General features: G+C 61.0%; 16 protein-coding genes. 8 read left to right on the top strand and 8 right to left on the bottom strand.

Features of this window, described 5'->3' with window-relative positions; genetic code table 11:
* Positions 1-47 precede the first annotated feature (47 nt).
* Complete coding sequence (locus B060_RS0114180; protein ID WP_155847893.1) at positions 48-920, bottom strand: tetratricopeptide repeat protein; 873 nt, start codon at positions 918-920, stop codon at positions 48-50.
* Between the two features lie 92 nt (positions 921-1,012).
* Here B060_RS0114180 and B060_RS0114175 point away from each other — a divergent pair, with 92 nt between their 5' ends.
* On the top strand, positions 1,013-2,410 hold the full coding sequence (locus B060_RS0114175; protein ID WP_018082458.1) for a leucyl aminopeptidase family protein: 1,398 nt from the start codon (positions 1,013-1,015) through the stop codon (positions 2,408-2,410).
* Positions 2,411-2,546: 136 nt separating this feature from the next.
* Positions 2,547-3,401 carry a C40 family peptidase gene (locus tag B060_RS0114170; protein ID WP_026172852.1) on the top strand — a complete coding sequence of 285 codons (855 nt, stop codon included), beginning with the start codon at positions 2,547-2,549 and terminating at the stop codon, positions 3,399-3,401.
* Positions 3,402-3,523: 122 nt separating this feature from the next.
* Here B060_RS0114170 and B060_RS0114165 read toward each other — a convergent pair whose 3' ends face one another.
* Entirely contained in the window at positions 3,524-4,258 is a 735-nt protein-coding gene (locus B060_RS0114165; RefSeq protein ID WP_018082456.1) for a c-type cytochrome, read from the bottom strand.
* Positions 4,259-4,463: 205 nt separating this feature from the next.
* Here B060_RS0114165 and B060_RS0114160 point away from each other — a divergent pair, with 205 nt between their 5' ends.
* Positions 4,464-5,327, top strand: coding sequence for a prephenate dehydratase (locus tag B060_RS0114160; protein WP_018082455.1), 864 nt, complete (start codon positions 4,464-4,466; stop codon positions 5,325-5,327).
* Complete coding sequence (locus B060_RS0114155; RefSeq protein ID WP_018082454.1) at positions 5,327-5,524, top strand: SlyX family protein; 198 nt, start codon at positions 5,327-5,329, stop codon at positions 5,522-5,524. Before B060_RS0114160 ends, B060_RS0114155 begins: the two co-directional genes overlap by 1 nt.
* 339 nt (positions 5,525-5,863) lie before the next feature.
* On the opposite strand, the gene B060_RS0114150 is transcribed toward B060_RS0114155, so the two are convergent.
* Genes B060_RS0114150 through ccmC form a run of 4 tightly spaced genes read right to left on the bottom strand, consistent with a single transcriptional unit; the run spans position 5,864 to position 7,728 of the window.
* The gene (locus tag B060_RS0114150; protein WP_018082453.1) at positions 5,864-6,292 is read right to left on the bottom strand and encodes a hypothetical protein; all 429 of its coding nucleotides are present in this window, start codon (positions 6,290-6,292) and stop codon (positions 5,864-5,866) included.
* The gene (locus B060_RS0114145) at positions 6,289-6,819 is read right to left on the bottom strand and encodes a thiol:disulfide interchange protein (RefSeq protein WP_018082452.1); all 531 of its coding nucleotides are present in this window, start codon (positions 6,817-6,819) and stop codon (positions 6,289-6,291) included. The genes B060_RS0114150 and B060_RS0114145 overlap by 4 nt, the downstream gene beginning before the upstream one ends.
* Positions 6,816-6,986 carry a heme exporter protein CcmD gene (ccmD, locus tag B060_RS0114140; RefSeq protein WP_018082451.1) on the bottom strand — a complete coding sequence of 57 codons (171 nt, stop codon included), beginning with the start codon at positions 6,984-6,986 and terminating at the stop codon, positions 6,816-6,818. The genes B060_RS0114145 and ccmD overlap by 4 nt, the downstream gene beginning before the upstream one ends.
* Positions 6,987-6,996: 10 nt before the next feature.
* Positions 6,997-7,728 carry a heme ABC transporter permease CcmC gene (ccmC, locus tag B060_RS0114135; protein ID WP_018082450.1) on the bottom strand — a complete coding sequence of 244 codons (732 nt, stop codon included), beginning with the start codon at positions 7,726-7,728 and terminating at the stop codon, positions 6,997-6,999.
* Positions 7,729-7,827: 99 nt separating this feature from the next.
* On the opposite strand from ccmC, the gene B060_RS0114130 reads away from it, so the two are divergent.
* Positions 7,828-8,139: a hypothetical protein gene (locus tag B060_RS0114130; RefSeq protein WP_018082449.1), complete on the top strand. Its 312-nt coding sequence runs from the start codon at positions 7,828-7,830 to the stop codon at positions 8,137-8,139.
* A 4-nt stretch (positions 8,140-8,143) separates the two neighbouring features.
* Here the strand turns inward: B060_RS0114130 and ccmB are convergent, their stop codons facing one another.
* Together ccmB and ccmA are read right to left on the bottom strand one after the other, a co-directional pair.
* Positions 8,144-8,812, bottom strand: a complete 669-nt coding sequence (gene ccmB / locus B060_RS0114125) for a heme exporter protein CcmB (protein WP_018082448.1) — start codon at positions 8,810-8,812, stop codon at positions 8,144-8,146.
* Positions 8,813-8,989: 177 nt separating this feature from the next.
* Positions 8,990-9,625, bottom strand: a complete 636-nt coding sequence (ccmA, locus tag B060_RS0114120) for a heme ABC exporter ATP-binding protein CcmA (RefSeq protein WP_018082447.1) — start codon at positions 9,623-9,625, stop codon at positions 8,990-8,992.
* 190 nt (positions 9,626-9,815) lie between these two features.
* On the opposite strand from ccmA, the gene acnA reads away from it, so the two are divergent.
* The 3 genes from acnA (at position 9,816) to B060_RS0114105 (ending at position 13,705) form a co-directional block, all read left to right on the top strand.
* Positions 9,816-12,512: an aconitate hydratase AcnA gene (gene acnA, locus B060_RS0114115; RefSeq protein ID WP_018082446.1), complete on the top strand. Its 2,697-nt coding sequence runs from the start codon at positions 9,816-9,818 to the stop codon at positions 12,510-12,512.
* Between the two features lie 239 nt (positions 12,513-12,751).
* Positions 12,752-13,027, top strand: coding sequence for a hypothetical protein (locus B060_RS0114110; protein WP_018082445.1), 276 nt, complete (start codon positions 12,752-12,754; stop codon positions 13,025-13,027).
* 51 nt (positions 13,028-13,078) lie between these two features.
* Complete coding sequence (locus tag B060_RS0114105; protein WP_018082444.1) at positions 13,079-13,705, top strand: glutathione S-transferase family protein; 627 nt, start codon at positions 13,079-13,081, stop codon at positions 13,703-13,705.
* The last annotated feature ends 120 nt before the right edge of the window (positions 13,706-13,825 follow it).

Here is a 13,825-nt window from a genome sequence, read left to right as displayed (position 1 = left end):
GACTTTCTCCTCCCTTGCAAAACAGGAGAGGAGAAATAGGGGCAAACTTAACTGCCGCTGGCCTTGACCGAATCCCAGGACCGGGCCGGCGCAGGATTGGCGACCGGCGCGGTATGGACCGTGATCGCCTGTTGCAGCCAGGCCAGAGCCGCATCGGCCTGTTCCGGCGGCATGTCACGGCGAAGCAACTGCTCGGCTTCCGGCATCTTGCCCTGCAGGCCCAGCACCAGCGCCAGATTCTGCCGCACCTGCAGCGTGGCGCCGGGTTGCGTTACGGCCGTACGCAGCAAAGGCTCGGCGCCGGCGAAATCACCGCGCGTCACTTTCGACATTGCCATATTGGTCAGCACCATCGGATTGTTGGGCGCCAGAGCCAGCGCCTTGGCCCAGGTGGTCTGGGCCTCTTCGGGGCGCTTGGTCTGATCATAGGCCACACCGAGCAGCGAATAGGCCTGCCAGTCCTTCGGCTTTAGTTCGATGGCGTGTTCAAGCGGATCGATCGCAAAGAAGGCGTTGTTGTCGGCGATATGGGCACGGCCGGCGGCGATCAGCAGGTCATGATTATCAGGCGCGAACAGCAGCACACGATGGGCCGTATCGGCGGCCTCGGCATAACGGCCAAGCGCGCGCAGGGCGTTCGACAGGTAGAGGCCGATCTGCACATTCGTCGGATCATGCTCGAACTGGGTGGTGAAGAAGGTGGACTGGGTCAGGGCATCAGCGCGCAGCACGCTCTCGATATCAGCCTTGCTGGCAGGCTTCCAGGTGTCCGTCTGTGATGCCGCCTTGAGATTCGTGGTCGGCCCCGTCGTCGTGGCCTCTTTTGACTTATCCTTACCGAACAGGCCCGCAGAGGCCGGTGCAGCGCTCAAAAGCAACGCAGCGGCAAAGCTTAAGGTGGCATAGCGAATAAGCGACATGATCGAACTCATGATTTTGAACGGATTAAGACTTCAGTGACCGATGTGAAGATAGAGTTAAAGCTCTTAACAATGGTTAACGAGACCCAACGATGCCCAAGCCGATCAAAGCCGCCCAGCTTGCCGCCGACAACACCCTGATCGCGCTGTTCGAGGAGGACGCGGCGGCCGCACTGGCGGCGCTCAAACCGGCTCAGGCGAAGTACCTCAGTTTGCGGGGGTTCACCGGCAAGGCGGGCAGCCTGATCGTTGTGCCGGAGGACGGCGGCGTCAAGGCGTGGTTCGGACTGGGCGCGCGCAAAACCTATACGCCGATGACCTTCCGTGCCCTGCCGGCGCAACTGCCCAAGGGGCTGTGGGCGCTGGACTATGACAAGGGGCTGGATGCCCACGCCATCCACGTCGCCTGGGGGCTGGGGGCCTATAGCTTCACCCGCTATAAGGTCAGCCATGCGCCAAGCGAGGTGCGGCTTGATGACTCCCATCTCGACGAGCCGCAAAAGATAGACATTGCCCGCGAGGTGAAGGCCCATAGTCTGGCGCGTGATCTGGTCAACACACCGACCAATGATATGGGGCCCGGAGATATTGAAGCCGAGGCCCGGCAGATCGCCGAAATGCACGGCGCCGAGATTTCGGTCATCATCGGTGACGACCTGCTGAAAGAGAATTATCCGGCGGTCCATGCCGTCGGCCGCGCCGCCGGGGCAGACAACCAGCCGCGCTTTATCGAGATCACCTGGCAGCCGGCAGGCGTACCCGGCCCGTTGCCCGTGGTGGCGCTGGTCGGCAAGGGTGTCGCCTTTGATACCGGCGGCCTCAATATCAAGGGCGGTTCCGGCATGGGGCTGATGAAGAAGGACATGGGCGGCGCGGCCCACGCCCTGGCCCTGGCCGACTGGGTAATGGCCAGCCAGTTGCCGCTGAAGCTGCATGTGCTGATCCCGGCCGTCGAGAACGCGATCTCCGGCAACGCCTTCCGGCCCGGCGATATCCTGGCCTCACGCGCCGGTCTTTCCATCGAGATCGGCAATACCGACGCCGAAGGCCGGCTGATCCTGGCCGACGCCCTGACCCGTGCCGGTGAACTTGAACCCGCCCTGACGATCGACTTCGCGACGCTCACGGGGGCTGCGCGTGTAGCGCTGGGGCCAGAGGTCATCCCTTTCTATTCGGATGACGAAGACGTGGCGCGTCAGCTTGAGGTCTGCGCCATCGCCCAGAACGATCCGGTATGGCGGATGCCGCTTTGGGCCGGCTACAAGGATGCGCTCGATTCCGACATCGCCGATATCCGAAATGATCCCGCGGGCTGGGCACAAGGCGGCTCGGTGACGGCGGCGCTTTTCCTGCAACGCTTTGCGCCAAAATCAGGCACCTGGGTGCATTTCGACATCTATGCCTGGAACCCGCGCGGCCGCGCCGGATCTCCCGTGGGCGCCGAGGCCCAGACCCTGCGCGCCGTCTACCATCTGCTCAAGGCGTTCTGAGCGACAGGCGTTAAGACCCGCTTCAGGACTCATAAACTTCCTATTGACCTTGGCTGTTAAGGCGATCTTTGCATCCCTGCTGTAGGGTGCTCATACAGTAACAGACCTGTAGAAGGCAGACGGCTTTATGACGCATATGAGCGACGACCCTTTCGATAAGCGCACCACACCTCTCAAGGACGGTGTCACCGATCACGCCCACGAAGGCCTGATCCGCGCGAAGTCCTATATCGTCGGTGAAGTCCTGAGCTGTTACAACGCGACCGCGCCCATCCTGTCGCAGCCGGAAGCCGGTGCCGAGCAATGGGACCAACTCCTGCTTGGCGAGCGCTTCAAGGTGATTGAGCGCAAGCATGACTTTTTCTGGGGCCAGGCCCTGCGCGATGGCTATGTCGGCTATGTGCCGGTGTCCGCTTTCAAGCGCGACTGGTATCTGCCGACGCACTATGTTTCGACCCTGCGCACCTACGTCTTTGCCGGGCCGAACCTGAAATCCTCGACGCTTGCCGCTGTCAGCATGAACGCGCTGGTCTCGGTGACGCGCTACGAAAACGGCTTTGCCTATATCAATGAGATGGGCTGGGTCTTCACGAACCATTTGTCGACTTTTGAAACCTTCGCCAACGATTTTGTCAGCGTGGCCGAAAGCTATATCAACGCACCTTATCAATGGGGCGGTCGCGAAAGCATCGGTCTCGATTGTTCGGGCCTGCTGCAACAGGCGCTTTACGCTGCTGGCTACGGCTGCCCACGCGATTCCGATATGCAAGCCAAGCTCGGCTTGTCGCTGGACATCGGCGCTGACCTGCGCGGCCTGGTGCGCGGCGATCTGGTCTTCTGGAAAGGCCATGTCGCCATCATGATCGATGATGTCCACATCATCCACGCCAACGCCCATCACATGAAGGTAGCCATCGAGCCGCTGGCCGACGCGGTCGCCCGCATCGACGGTTGCGGCACGGGCATGCCGACAGCCTTCCGCAGACTGTAATAGATACCACTGACGCGCCGCATCGGCGTGCGGCCCCCAGCCCGACATAGCTAGGGTGGTGCAAAAATGAAAAACCCCGCCGGAGCTATCCGACGGGGTTTTTGTTTGCGTCTCTGACCGCCTTAGTGCGCGGGAGCGGCCTCTGCCGGTGCCACGGTCGGCTTTGCGGCAGCTTCGGCCTTCGGCGGCGTTGTCCCCGTGGCGGCTGGTGCTACCGTGGCAGGGGCTGCAGTCGCGCCGATAGCAGGCGCAGGCGTAGCGCCCGCAGCCGCAGGGGCAGCGCCCGGCGCACGCGTCGGATCGGGCGCGGGCACGGCATAGCCGGTTGAGCCCTGCGTGTGCAGATAGGCGATCAAGTTGATGCGTTCTTCAGGTTTTTTAACACCGGCGAAGGTCATCTTGGTGCCCTTGACCACCTTGCCCGGCGCGCCGAGGAAGTGGAACAAGGCGTCATAGCTCCAGGCCGGCGCGTCAGCGACGTGCGCCTTCATGGCGTCAGAATAAGAGAAACCGGCGTGGGAAGCGACCGGACGACCGACCGCGCCCCAGAGATTGGGACCGATGGCGTTGGGGCCGCCTTCCTTGTCGTTGTGACAGGAGGTGCACTTGGTGGTGAAGGTTTTCTCACCCGCCGCCACATCGGCGGTAGCCAGGACCGTACCCCAGTCGGGCAGGGTTTCGACGGCAGCCGCAGCCCCCGCTTCGCCGCCGGTATCGGCGACTTCGATGGCATAGCCCGGCTTTTCCGGCGCTTCACGATGGAAAAGCATTTCCGAGCCAACACGCACGCCCATGATGACCAGACCGGTCGCCAATACTGCGCCAAGAATCTTATTAACCTGAAGGTCGCCGCTCATCTTGCCAAGATACCCTGTGAATCATTGTTATGAAGCTTAGGCCACAGAGCGCGTCTGTCAATATCCGGCCGAACAAGCCTCTTATTCATCTACTTGCGTTTGGCTCTCTGACACGCTACCGCCAAATGCGCAAGCCGACTTTCAGCCAATAAGGGCAAAAATGGGCTTTGCGTGTCAAATCGTCGCACGGAAATAAAGGTTTATTATGACTACGCAAATCATTCGCAAAATCGCCTTCCAGGGCGAGCCGGGGGCTTTCAGCCATCAGGCCATCAAGCGGTGGTTTAGCGACTTTACCCCGACCCCCTACCCGACGTTTGAAGCCGCTTTCGCGGCCGTGCGCGATGGCGAGTGCGAACTGGGCATGATTCCCGTCGAAAACTCGGTGGCCGGCCGCGTCACCGATGTCCACCACCTGCTGCCCAATTCGGGCCTGAAGATCATCGGCGAGCGCTTCCTGCCGATCGAGATGATCCTGATGGGCGTGCCGGAAACCGAGCTGGCCAATATCCGGGTGGCCGCCTCGCACACCATGGCGCTGCTGCAATGCCGCAAGGCACTGAAAGAACTGAACATCACCGCCGAGGTTTTTCATGATACCGCCGGTGCGGCGCGCGCTCTTTCGGAAACCCGCGAACTCGACCGCGGCGTCATCGCGCCCGAACCGGCGGCCGAGCTTTACGGTTTGAAGATCCTGCGCCGCCATATGGAGGACGCCCGCAACAACACGACGCGCTTCCTGATCCTGACGACGGAGGATCGCGTGGTCGAGCCTGAGCTAGGCATCGATTGCATGACCAGCTTTATCTTCCGCGTGAAGAACATCCCCGCCTCGCTTTACAAGGCGCTGGGCGGTTTCGCCACCAACGGCGTCAACATGACCAAGCTGGAAAGCTATATCGAAAACGGCGTCTTCGCCTCGACCGTCTTCTATTGCGATGTCGAAGGGCGCCCCACCGAGGGCGGTCTGAAACAGGCGCTGGAGGAGATCAATTTCTTCGCCGTCGATGTCGAGATTTTGGGCACCTATCCGCTTGATCCATTCCGCAACTCCGAAGGTCAAAGATAATGTCCATCGACCGCATAACCGCGCTGGAAGAAACCGTGGCGCATCAGGGCAAGACCATTGATGAACTGTCGGACCAACTAACCGAACAGTGGAAGATCATCGACCGGATGAAGCGCGCGCTGGAAAGCCTGGGCGAGCGACTGGAGAGCATGGCCTCGGTCGATGCACCGGCGGTGACCAAGCCACCGCATTATTGAGCTTTTCCTCTCCTGCGAAGCGGGGGAGGTGTAACGGCGAAGTCCGTGACGGAGAGGTCTTATATCTGACTTGGGCGTCGCCCCCTCCGTCAGCGACACCAGTCCTTCGGACTTAGCGCTGACACGGCACGGGCCGCTCCGCTCCCCCGAACGCTTCGCTACAGGGGAGGATGAAGGTAGTGACTTTGAAACTGGGTTAAATTACCCCATTTTCGCGCACAACTTTGCAATTCAAAGCGAGGCAGATTAGTCCTGTCATCGGCCTGCTGGCGGAGAGTTTACGCAGCGGATTGCAACCCCGCTCAGCCCCGTTCAATTCGGGGGCAGGCCTCCATTCCCTTACGTTATAAGACGCAGTTCAAATTCATTGATGTCGCCTTTTGAAAGTGCCTTCAGGCCTGTGCCCAAACGCGTCAGATGTTCGTAATTGGCAGAAAACTCCATAGACGCCTGATAACGAAAGCCCACACGACCGTCTGTGATAAACGGTTGCGCAATGCTGACACGCAAGGCAATGCCTCCCATACCATTCAAGGGTATTGCAGAAAGCTGGATATAGTTCTTTTCGTGAACAAGGCCGACATTGCTAAGATCTACAGGCTTATCGACAGGCAGGGGATATTGCAGGAACCGCTGCCCCGCCTCCCATAATCCTTTGTTGAAAACCCACATGCCGCCATAAGCAGAACAAGGTTTGGATTCAAAGCCAACGGTCAGTTCTCCGTCTTCATTGAAGCGTTGATAACTAAACCTGATAAGGTCGATCATTTCTTCCCGCTGACCTCGGCATAGACGGCATCGAAGGTATCGGGCACGATCGGGCCGCTGATCTTGTCGGTGATGGTGCCGTCAGGCATGACGATATAGGTTTCCGGCACACCCGTATTGCCAAAGGCCAGCGCCATCTTGCCTTCCGGATCGCTCAGCGTCTTCACAAACGGATTGTCATGCTGCGCCAGGAATTTCAGCGTGTTCTGCGGCTCGTCCTTCCAGGCGATGCCGATAATCGTCACGCCCTTCGCCTTCAGGCCCATCAGTTGCGGATTTTCACTGATACAGGGCGCGCACCACGACGCGAAGAAATTGACCATGACCGGCTTATCCGAGGCCGCAATCAGCGCTTTCAGCGACGCCGGCGTACCGTCCTGCACATCGTTCAGCACTACCTCCGGCACCGATCTCCCGACCATTTCGCGCGGCTCGTACTGAGCTTTCTTATGGAAATTATAATAGGCCAGAACCGCCAGCAAGCCGACGAACAGCACCAGCGGCGCAAAGTAGATCAGGCGCTTCATTGGCTATCCGCCGCAGCCTGCAAGGCCTCCAGCACCTTGCGCCGGCGCGCCTGCACCAGCAGCGACACCACGACGAGACCGCCAAGCGCCAGAAAGCTGACGCCATAGGAGCCCCAGACGAACAGCCCGTACTTGCCCATGTCGAAATCTAAATGGCCAAAGTCCATATGCAGGCTCCTAGTTAAAGCTCAAACGGGCGCGCAGGGCGCGGTACTTGCGGGCGAGGATCTCGGAATCGAGCCGGATAAGGAACAGCCACAGGGTCAGGGCGTGATAGGCGCCGACCATGACAAACAAAGGCCACAGCATCTCGGCCCCAACGGTCGGGCCGCCCTTGACGAAGATCGAGCCACCCTGATGCAGGCTGTTCCACCACTGCACTGAAAAATGCACGATCGGCAGATTGACCAGACCGACCATGGCCAGGATGGCGGTCGATTTCGCGGCGCGCACCTCGTCCTCGATCGAGGCATGGAGCGCGATATAGCCGATATAGAACAGCAGCAGCACCAGTTCGGAGGTCATGCGGCCGTCCCATTGCCACGGCGTGCCCCACATCGGCATCCCCCACAGCGAACCAGTGGCCAGAGCCAGCGCGGTGAAAACCGCACCGATCGGCGCCAGCGCCTTGGCGGCGGCATCGGCCAGGGCATGGCGGAAGATCAGGCCGAAGAAGCTCGACAGCCCCATGGCGCCGTAGATGGCAAGCCCGAGCCAGGCGGCCGGCACATGGACATACATAATGCGGACCGTATCGCCCTGCTGGTAATCCTCCGGCGAGGCGAAGCAGAGGTAAAGCCCCCAGACGAGCAACAGCGCGGCCAGCCCCGCCAGCCATGACCGCAAGGGGCGTGTCACGCGGGTGAACCGTTCCGGATTGGCGAGGAAATTGATCATGCCTTCGGACATAGGGGGTTTGGCGATTTTCGGCAAGAGGCACACCCGCCGCGCGTTAACGGAATGCTTGCGGTTTTACCGTATGATCGCCGTGTAGCTGGGAGAGGCTTTATGGCTTTTGGGTTGTTCGATGCCCTGATGGTGGGCGGCGTTTTTGGCGTCACCTTCGCCGTCTACTATTTCGATGTCCGCAAGGATTGCCGCTGGATGGCCTGGCTCGCCGCCTTCACGATGGCGGGTCTGGTTTACGCCATCGAACGCTATGTGCCGAACGCGCCCGAGGCGCGCCTGTATATCCAGTACGCCGTGCTTGGCATGATCGCGCTCAGCATGCCGGTGCGGACATGGTTCGGCAACAAGAACTGCCGCCGCATCGCTTACCGAGAGCACCGCATCAAGGCGACACGCTTCTTGCCGTGGTAAGCCTTTAGCTCAACGCACTTCTGAGAGCCGCGCCCATGGCGACCGGCCCCAGAGCCAGGGCAAATAGCGCATAGGCGCTTAAAAACGCCAGAGCCTGTAGGGGTGACGCGCCCGTCTGGACCGCCTGCATCAGGCCGGCGCCAAAGATCACCGGCGGCACGTAAAACGGTAACACCAGCAGCGCCATCAGCACCCCGCCCTTGCGCGATCCGAGCGCCAGTGACGCGCCGATCCCGCCGATCAGGGCGAAGCTCAAAGAGCCGAGAAAAGCCGAGACCAGCCCCATCAGGGCCAGCGACATCGGAGCGCCCAGAATGATCATCACCACGGGGGTCATCAGCGACAATATGACGCCGGTGCCAAGCCACTGACTGAGGCATTTCAGCAGCGCGATCAGTTCGAGCGGCAGGGGACCAAGCCGCAGGGTATCGAACACCGCGTCCTCGTAATCGCGCTCGAACAAGCGCTCCAATGACAGCAGGCTGGAGAGCGCCAGGCACAACCAGGTCAGGCCGGCGGCGATGCGCGACAGCACCGCCTGATCGGGGCCCAGGCTCAAGGGGATCATCGCCATCAGGGTCAGGTAGAAACCGACGCTGAGCAGAGGTCCGCCGCCACGGGTCAGCGACAGGCCAAGGTCACGGCGGATAAGGGCAAAAGAAGCGCGGATCATCCTTCTCCTCCCCTGCGAAGCGGGGGAGGTGTCGAGCAAGCGAAGACCTTTAGGTCGTAGCGCGTCGAGACGGAGGGGGCTATTCCCGTGACAGAGCCAAGCCCCCTCCGTCGCGGACTACGCCGCGCCACCTCCCCCGAACGCTTCGCTACAGGGGAGGAGAAGATGTGAATTGCCTCAAACACTGGCGGCCTCGCGTTCTTTCGCCGTCGGGCGTTCCAGTTTCAGTATCCGCGTCGCAAACGGCAGCGGATCATGCACCGCCGCGATGATCATGCCGCCCGCCGCCAGATGCGCCTGCATCAGGCCGCTAAGCAGCGCACGATGATCCACATCGAGCGGCGCCATCGGCTCATCGAGCAGCCACAGCGAACGCTTCGCCATCAAAAGCTTGGCGCAGGACAAACGGCGCTTCTGGCCCGCCGACAGATAGCGCGTCTCCAGATCAAGCAGCGGCGTCAAATTCAGCATCTCGATACCGGCCACCGCGCCCCCCAGATAATCGGCGTGGAATTTCAACTCCTGCGCCACCGTACGCGAAGGGCTGAGCGCATCGTGATGACCGAGAAAATGGATCCTGCGGCCTTGCCAGATTTCCGGCTCAATATGCACATCATTCTCATACGCAGAAATGGCGCCGGCAAAGGGTGTCAAAAAGCCTGCCAGGGTGCGTAAAAGCGTTGTTTTTCCGACGCCGTTTTCGCCATACAGGCTTATCGCCTCGCCGGATTTCAGGGTAAAATTCAGGTTATGAATCAGCAGGTTATATCCTTTTTTCAGACTTAACCCCTCAACCCTCAGACTCACACCCATAAAAATAACCCTTTTCGCGTTACGGCTTACATAGACGAAAACAAATAAGAAGTTTAGAAGGCAAATTGCCCGCCTTTACGGCATTGCAGCGCGACCGGGAAACCCTGTGCGTCCCCGGTCTTCCGCGCAGGCTGAAATTACGGTCGCCATCGGGGCGTCCGGGCGGTTCTGAAGAAGGATACTGCGTACAATGTCTTCCGTTGACAGCTTCAAGTCCAAGTCCGAATTAAAGGTCGGCGATAAAACCTACACCTACTACGATCTCAAAGTCGCCGAAGCCAACGGGCTGGAAGGCGTCTCGCAACTTCCGGCCTCGCTGAAGGTGCTCCTCGAAAACCTCCTGCGCAATGAAGACGGCGACACCGTCAAGGCCGATGACATCCGCGCCATGGCCGCCTGGGTGAAAAACAAGGGCGCCGTCGAACACGAAATCTCTTTCCGTCCGGCCCGCGTGCTGATGCAGGATTTCACCGGCGTTCCGGCCGTCGTCGATCTGGCCGCCATGCGCGACGCCATGGTCAAGCTCGGTGCCGATCCGGCGAAGATCAATCCGCTCAACCCCGTTGACCTCGTGATCGACCACTCGGTCATGGTCGATTATTTCGGGCAAACCACTTCGTTTACGCAGAACGTTGACCGCGAATACGAGCGCAATATCGAGCGCTACAACTTCCTGCGCTGGGGCTCCTCGGCCTTCAACAACTTCCGCGTCGTGCCTCCCGGCACCGGCATCTGCCACCAGGTCAACCTGGAATACCTCGCACAGACCGTCTGGACGGCCATCGCGGATGGCGGCGAAGTCGCCTATCCGGATACCGTGGTCGGCACCGACTCGCACACCACCATGATCAACGGCCTGTCAGTCCTCGGCTGGGGCGTCGGCGGTATCGAAGCCGAAGCCGCTATGCTCGGCCAGCCGATCCCCATGCTGATCCCGGAAGTCATCGGCTTCAAGCTGACCGGCAAGCTGCCCGAAGGCGCCACCGCCACCGATCTGGTTCTGACCGTCACGCAGATGCTGCGTAAAAAGGGCGTCGTCGGCAAGTTCGTCGAATATTACGGCGACGGCCTCGTCAACCTGACCCTCGAAGATCAGGCCACCATCGCCAACATGGCCCCGGAATACGGTGCAACCTGCGGCTTCTTCCCGGTGTCGCAGCCGACCATCAACTACCTGGCCGAAACCGGCCGCACGCCTGACCGCGTCGCCCTCGTCGAAGCCTACGCCAAGGCACAAGGCCTGTGGCTCGATCCGTCGGTTGAGCCCGTCTTCACCGACAGCCTCGAACTGGCTCTCGATTCCGTCCTGCCGTCGCTGGCCGGCCCGAAGCGCCCGCAAGACCGCGTCCTGCTCTCCGACGCCGCCACTGCCTTCACCTCGGCCCTGCAGGGCGAGTTCGGCAAGGCCGGTGATGAATCGAAGCGCGTCCAGGTCGAAGGCTCCGACTTCACCGTCGGCCACGGCGATGTCGTTATCGCCGCCATCACCTCCTGCACCAACACTTCAAACCCCTCGGTCCTGATCGCCGCCGGCCTCGTGGCCCGCAAGGCGCGCGCCCTGGGCCTCAAGGTCAAGCCCTGGGTAAAAACCTCGCTGGCCCCCGGCTCGCAGGTCGTCACCGACTATCTGAACTCGGCCGGCCTCTCCGAAGACCTCGACGCCATGGGCTTCAACCTCGTCGGTTACGGCTGCACCACCTGTATCGGCAACTCCGGTCCGCTGCCGGAAGCCATCTCGGCCGCCGTCAATGCCGGCGATCTGGTCGCCGCCTCGGTGCTTTCGGGTAACCGCAACTTCGAAGGCCGCGTCAACCCCGACGTCCGCGCCAACTACCTGGCCTCGCCGCCGCTGGTCGTGGCCTACGCCATCGCCGGTTCGCTGAACATCAACCTGACGGAAGACGCCATCGGCACCGGCTCGAACGGTGAGCCGGTCTACCTGAAGGACATCTGGCCGACGACGCAGGAAGTCACCGAGCTTCAGCGCAAGCACGTCACCAACGCCATGTTCTCCAACCGTTACTCCGACGTCTTCAAGGGCGACGCGCACTGGCAGGCCATTCCGGTCGCCGGCGGCCAGACCTACGGCTGGGACGCGGAATCGACTTATGTCGCCAACCCGCCTTACTTCGACGGCATGACCATGACGCCGGACAAGGTGACCGACATCGTGGAAGCCCGCGTGCTCGGCGTCTTCGGCGACTCGATCACCACCGACCACATCTCGCCCGCCGGTTCCTTCAAGGCGGTCTCACCCGCCGGCAAGTATCTGATCGATCGCGGCGTGCCTGTGTCGGAATTCAACGGTTACGGCGCCCGCCGCGGCAACCACGAAGTCATGATGCGCGGCACCTTCGCCAACATCCGCATCCGTAACAAGATGACCCCGGAAATCGAAGGCGGCGTCACCAAGCACTTCCCGTCCGGCGATGTCATGGCTATCTATGATGCCGCCATGCGCTATCAGTCGGAAGGCCGCAACCTGGTCGTCTTCGCCGGCAAGGAATACGGCACCGGCTCGTCCCGCGACTGGGCTGCCAAGGGCACCAAGCTGCTCGGCGTCCGCGCTGTCATCGCTGAATCGTTCGAGCGCATCCACCGCTCCAACCTGGTCGGCATGGGCGTTCTGCCGCTGCAGTTCAAGGTCGACGGCTGGGCCAAGCTCGGCCTCACCGGCGAGGAAATCGTCACCATCCGTGGTCTCGAAAACGTGCAGCCGCGTCAGGAACTGATCGTCGAGTTGTTCCGCGCTTCCGACGGCAAGGTGGCCCGCTTCCCGGTCCGCTGCCGCATCGATACGCCGACCGAGCTGGAATACTACAAGAACGGCGGCGTCATGCCGTATGTTCTGCGTAACCTGGCCCGCAGCGCTCAAGCGACTGAATAGGTTCTGCGACATTGATAAAAGAAAAGCCCTTCGGCCATCAGGTCGGAGGGCTTTTTCTTTGCTGGGTCGTAACGACCCTGCACCCGTAACTCGACAACGCTTTCTTATACCTCCCCGCTTGCCGCGGAGGGGGACCGACGCGCCCCGCGCTCAAGCAGCGAAGCGGTAGCGCAACCCAAATGGGCACGTTGGTGGTGGGGTTTCTTGCTTTCTATCTATAGGCCTCGTAGAATTTTATCATGAAAAAGCGCTCCCTGATCCTCGCCGTGGCCGGTCTCGCGGCCGCCTTCTTCGCCGTGGTGCTGAACCTTGTGACCAACACACAGCCCGGCGACGCCCACACGCTGGCCATCGAAGCCACTATCGCCGCCATAATCGCGCTGGCATGTGGCGTTGTGACCTTCCGCAAGGGCGGTGGCTGGCGCTTCCTCGCCATCGCCATGATCGGCCCGGCGGTTTTCGTGCTAACGGATGCCGGGATGCGGCTCCTGCTCTTCGCGCAGCACGGCGCATAACTGCCGGATTTTGGTCAATCGGGACGTAAGAAGCAAAACACAGGAGATACCATGACCCAGCGCCTCACCTTCTACACCTTCCCGCTTTCCGGCAACGCACACCGCGTCGAACTGCTGCTGCGCGCACTCGACCTGTCGTTCAACCGCATCGACGTCAATCTGCGCGACAAGGAACAGAAGACGGCGGATTTCCTCGCCATGAACCCGTTCGGGCAGGTACCGGTGATCAATGACAATGGCACGATCATCTGGGACTCGGTCGCCATCATGACCTATCTCGCCCTGACCTACGACACCGCACGCACCTACCTGCCGCAGGCGCCCGCACAGCACGCCGAGGTCATGACCTGGCTGGCCAAGACCTCCGGCCCCATAGCCTACGGTCCGGCCGCCGCGCGGCGCATCAATATCTTCAAGACGCCGCAGGACATTGCCATCGCACAACAGGTCGCGCACGATTTCCTGAATGTGGCCGACGCGCATCTGGCGCCCCGTGACTGGCTTGTGGGCGACAGCCTGACCCTGGCGGATCTGGCCTGTTACACCTATATCGCTCACGCCCCGGAAGGCGGCATCGACCTTGCGGCCTATCCAAATATCCTGGCATGGCTGGAGCGCATGGAAGCCCAGCCCTTCTTCGTCGCCATGCCGAAATCGAAGGCCGGTCTCTGGGCCTGAGCCCGAGCGGCGCATGAGAGCATAACCTCCAAATTTCTTTGCAATTTGGCAAGGGCGACCGCCCGCCCGAGCATGTGCGAGGCGCTTAGCGGTGCATGAGCGCAAAAAAATCACAAAAAA

Source organism: Asticcacaulis benevestitus DSM 16100 = ATCC BAA-896, from assembly GCF_000376105.1.
GTDB classification, from domain to species: Bacteria; Pseudomonadota; Alphaproteobacteria; order Caulobacterales; family Caulobacteraceae; genus Asticcacaulis; species Asticcacaulis benevestitus.
Note: the sequence above shows the minus strand (reverse complement) of the source record. Positions and strands in the feature narration are given on the sequence as shown.

Bases quoted from the DNA above. Each gene is read 5' to 3' on its own strand.
- acnA (WP_018082446.1), top strand. From the start codon at position 9,816: ATGTCTTCCGTTGACAGCTTCAAGTCCAAGTCCGAATTAAAGGTCGGC.
- B060_RS0114180 (WP_155847893.1), bottom strand. From the start codon at position 920: ATGTCGCTTATTCGCTATGCCACCTTAAGCTTTGCCGCTGCGTTGCTT.
- B060_RS0114145 (WP_018082452.1), bottom strand. From the start codon at position 6,819: ATGAAGCGCCTGATCTACTTTGCGCCGCTGGTGCTGTTCGTCGGCTTG.
- B060_RS0114150 (WP_018082453.1), bottom strand. From the start codon at position 6,292: ATGATCGACCTTATCAGGTTTAGTTATCAACGCTTCAATGAAGACGGA.
- B060_RS0114165 (WP_018082456.1), bottom strand. From the start codon at position 4,258: ATGAGCGGCGACCTTCAGGTTAATAAGATTCTTGGCGCAGTATTGGCG.
- B060_RS0114105 (WP_018082444.1), top strand. From the start codon at position 13,079: ATGACCCAGCGCCTCACCTTCTACACCTTCCCGCTTTCCGGCAACGCA.
- B060_RS0114155 (WP_018082454.1), top strand. From the start codon at position 5,327: ATGTCCATCGACCGCATAACCGCGCTGGAAGAAACCGTGGCGCATCAG.
- ccmD (WP_018082451.1), bottom strand. From the start codon at position 6,986: ATGGACTTTGGCCATTTAGATTTCGACATGGGCAAGTACGGGCTGTTC.
- ccmB (WP_018082448.1), bottom strand. From the start codon at position 8,812: ATGATCCGCGCTTCTTTTGCCCTTATCCGCCGTGACCTTGGCCTGTCG.
- B060_RS0114175 (WP_018082458.1), top strand. From the start codon at position 1,013: ATGCCCAAGCCGATCAAAGCCGCCCAGCTTGCCGCCGACAACACCCTG.
- B060_RS0114110 (WP_018082445.1), top strand. From the start codon at position 12,752: ATGAAAAAGCGCTCCCTGATCCTCGCCGTGGCCGGTCTCGCGGCCGCC.
- B060_RS0114160 (WP_018082455.1), top strand. From the start codon at position 4,464: ATGACTACGCAAATCATTCGCAAAATCGCCTTCCAGGGCGAGCCGGGG.
- B060_RS0114130 (WP_018082449.1), top strand. From the start codon at position 7,828: ATGGCTTTTGGGTTGTTCGATGCCCTGATGGTGGGCGGCGTTTTTGGC.
- ccmA (WP_018082447.1), bottom strand. From the start codon at position 9,625: ATGGGTGTGAGTCTGAGGGTTGAGGGGTTAAGTCTGAAAAAAGGATAT.
- ccmC (WP_018082450.1), bottom strand. From the start codon at position 7,728: ATGTCCGAAGGCATGATCAATTTCCTCGCCAATCCGGAACGGTTCACC.
- B060_RS0114170 (WP_026172852.1), top strand. From the start codon at position 2,547: ATGAGCGACGACCCTTTCGATAAGCGCACCACACCTCTCAAGGACGGT.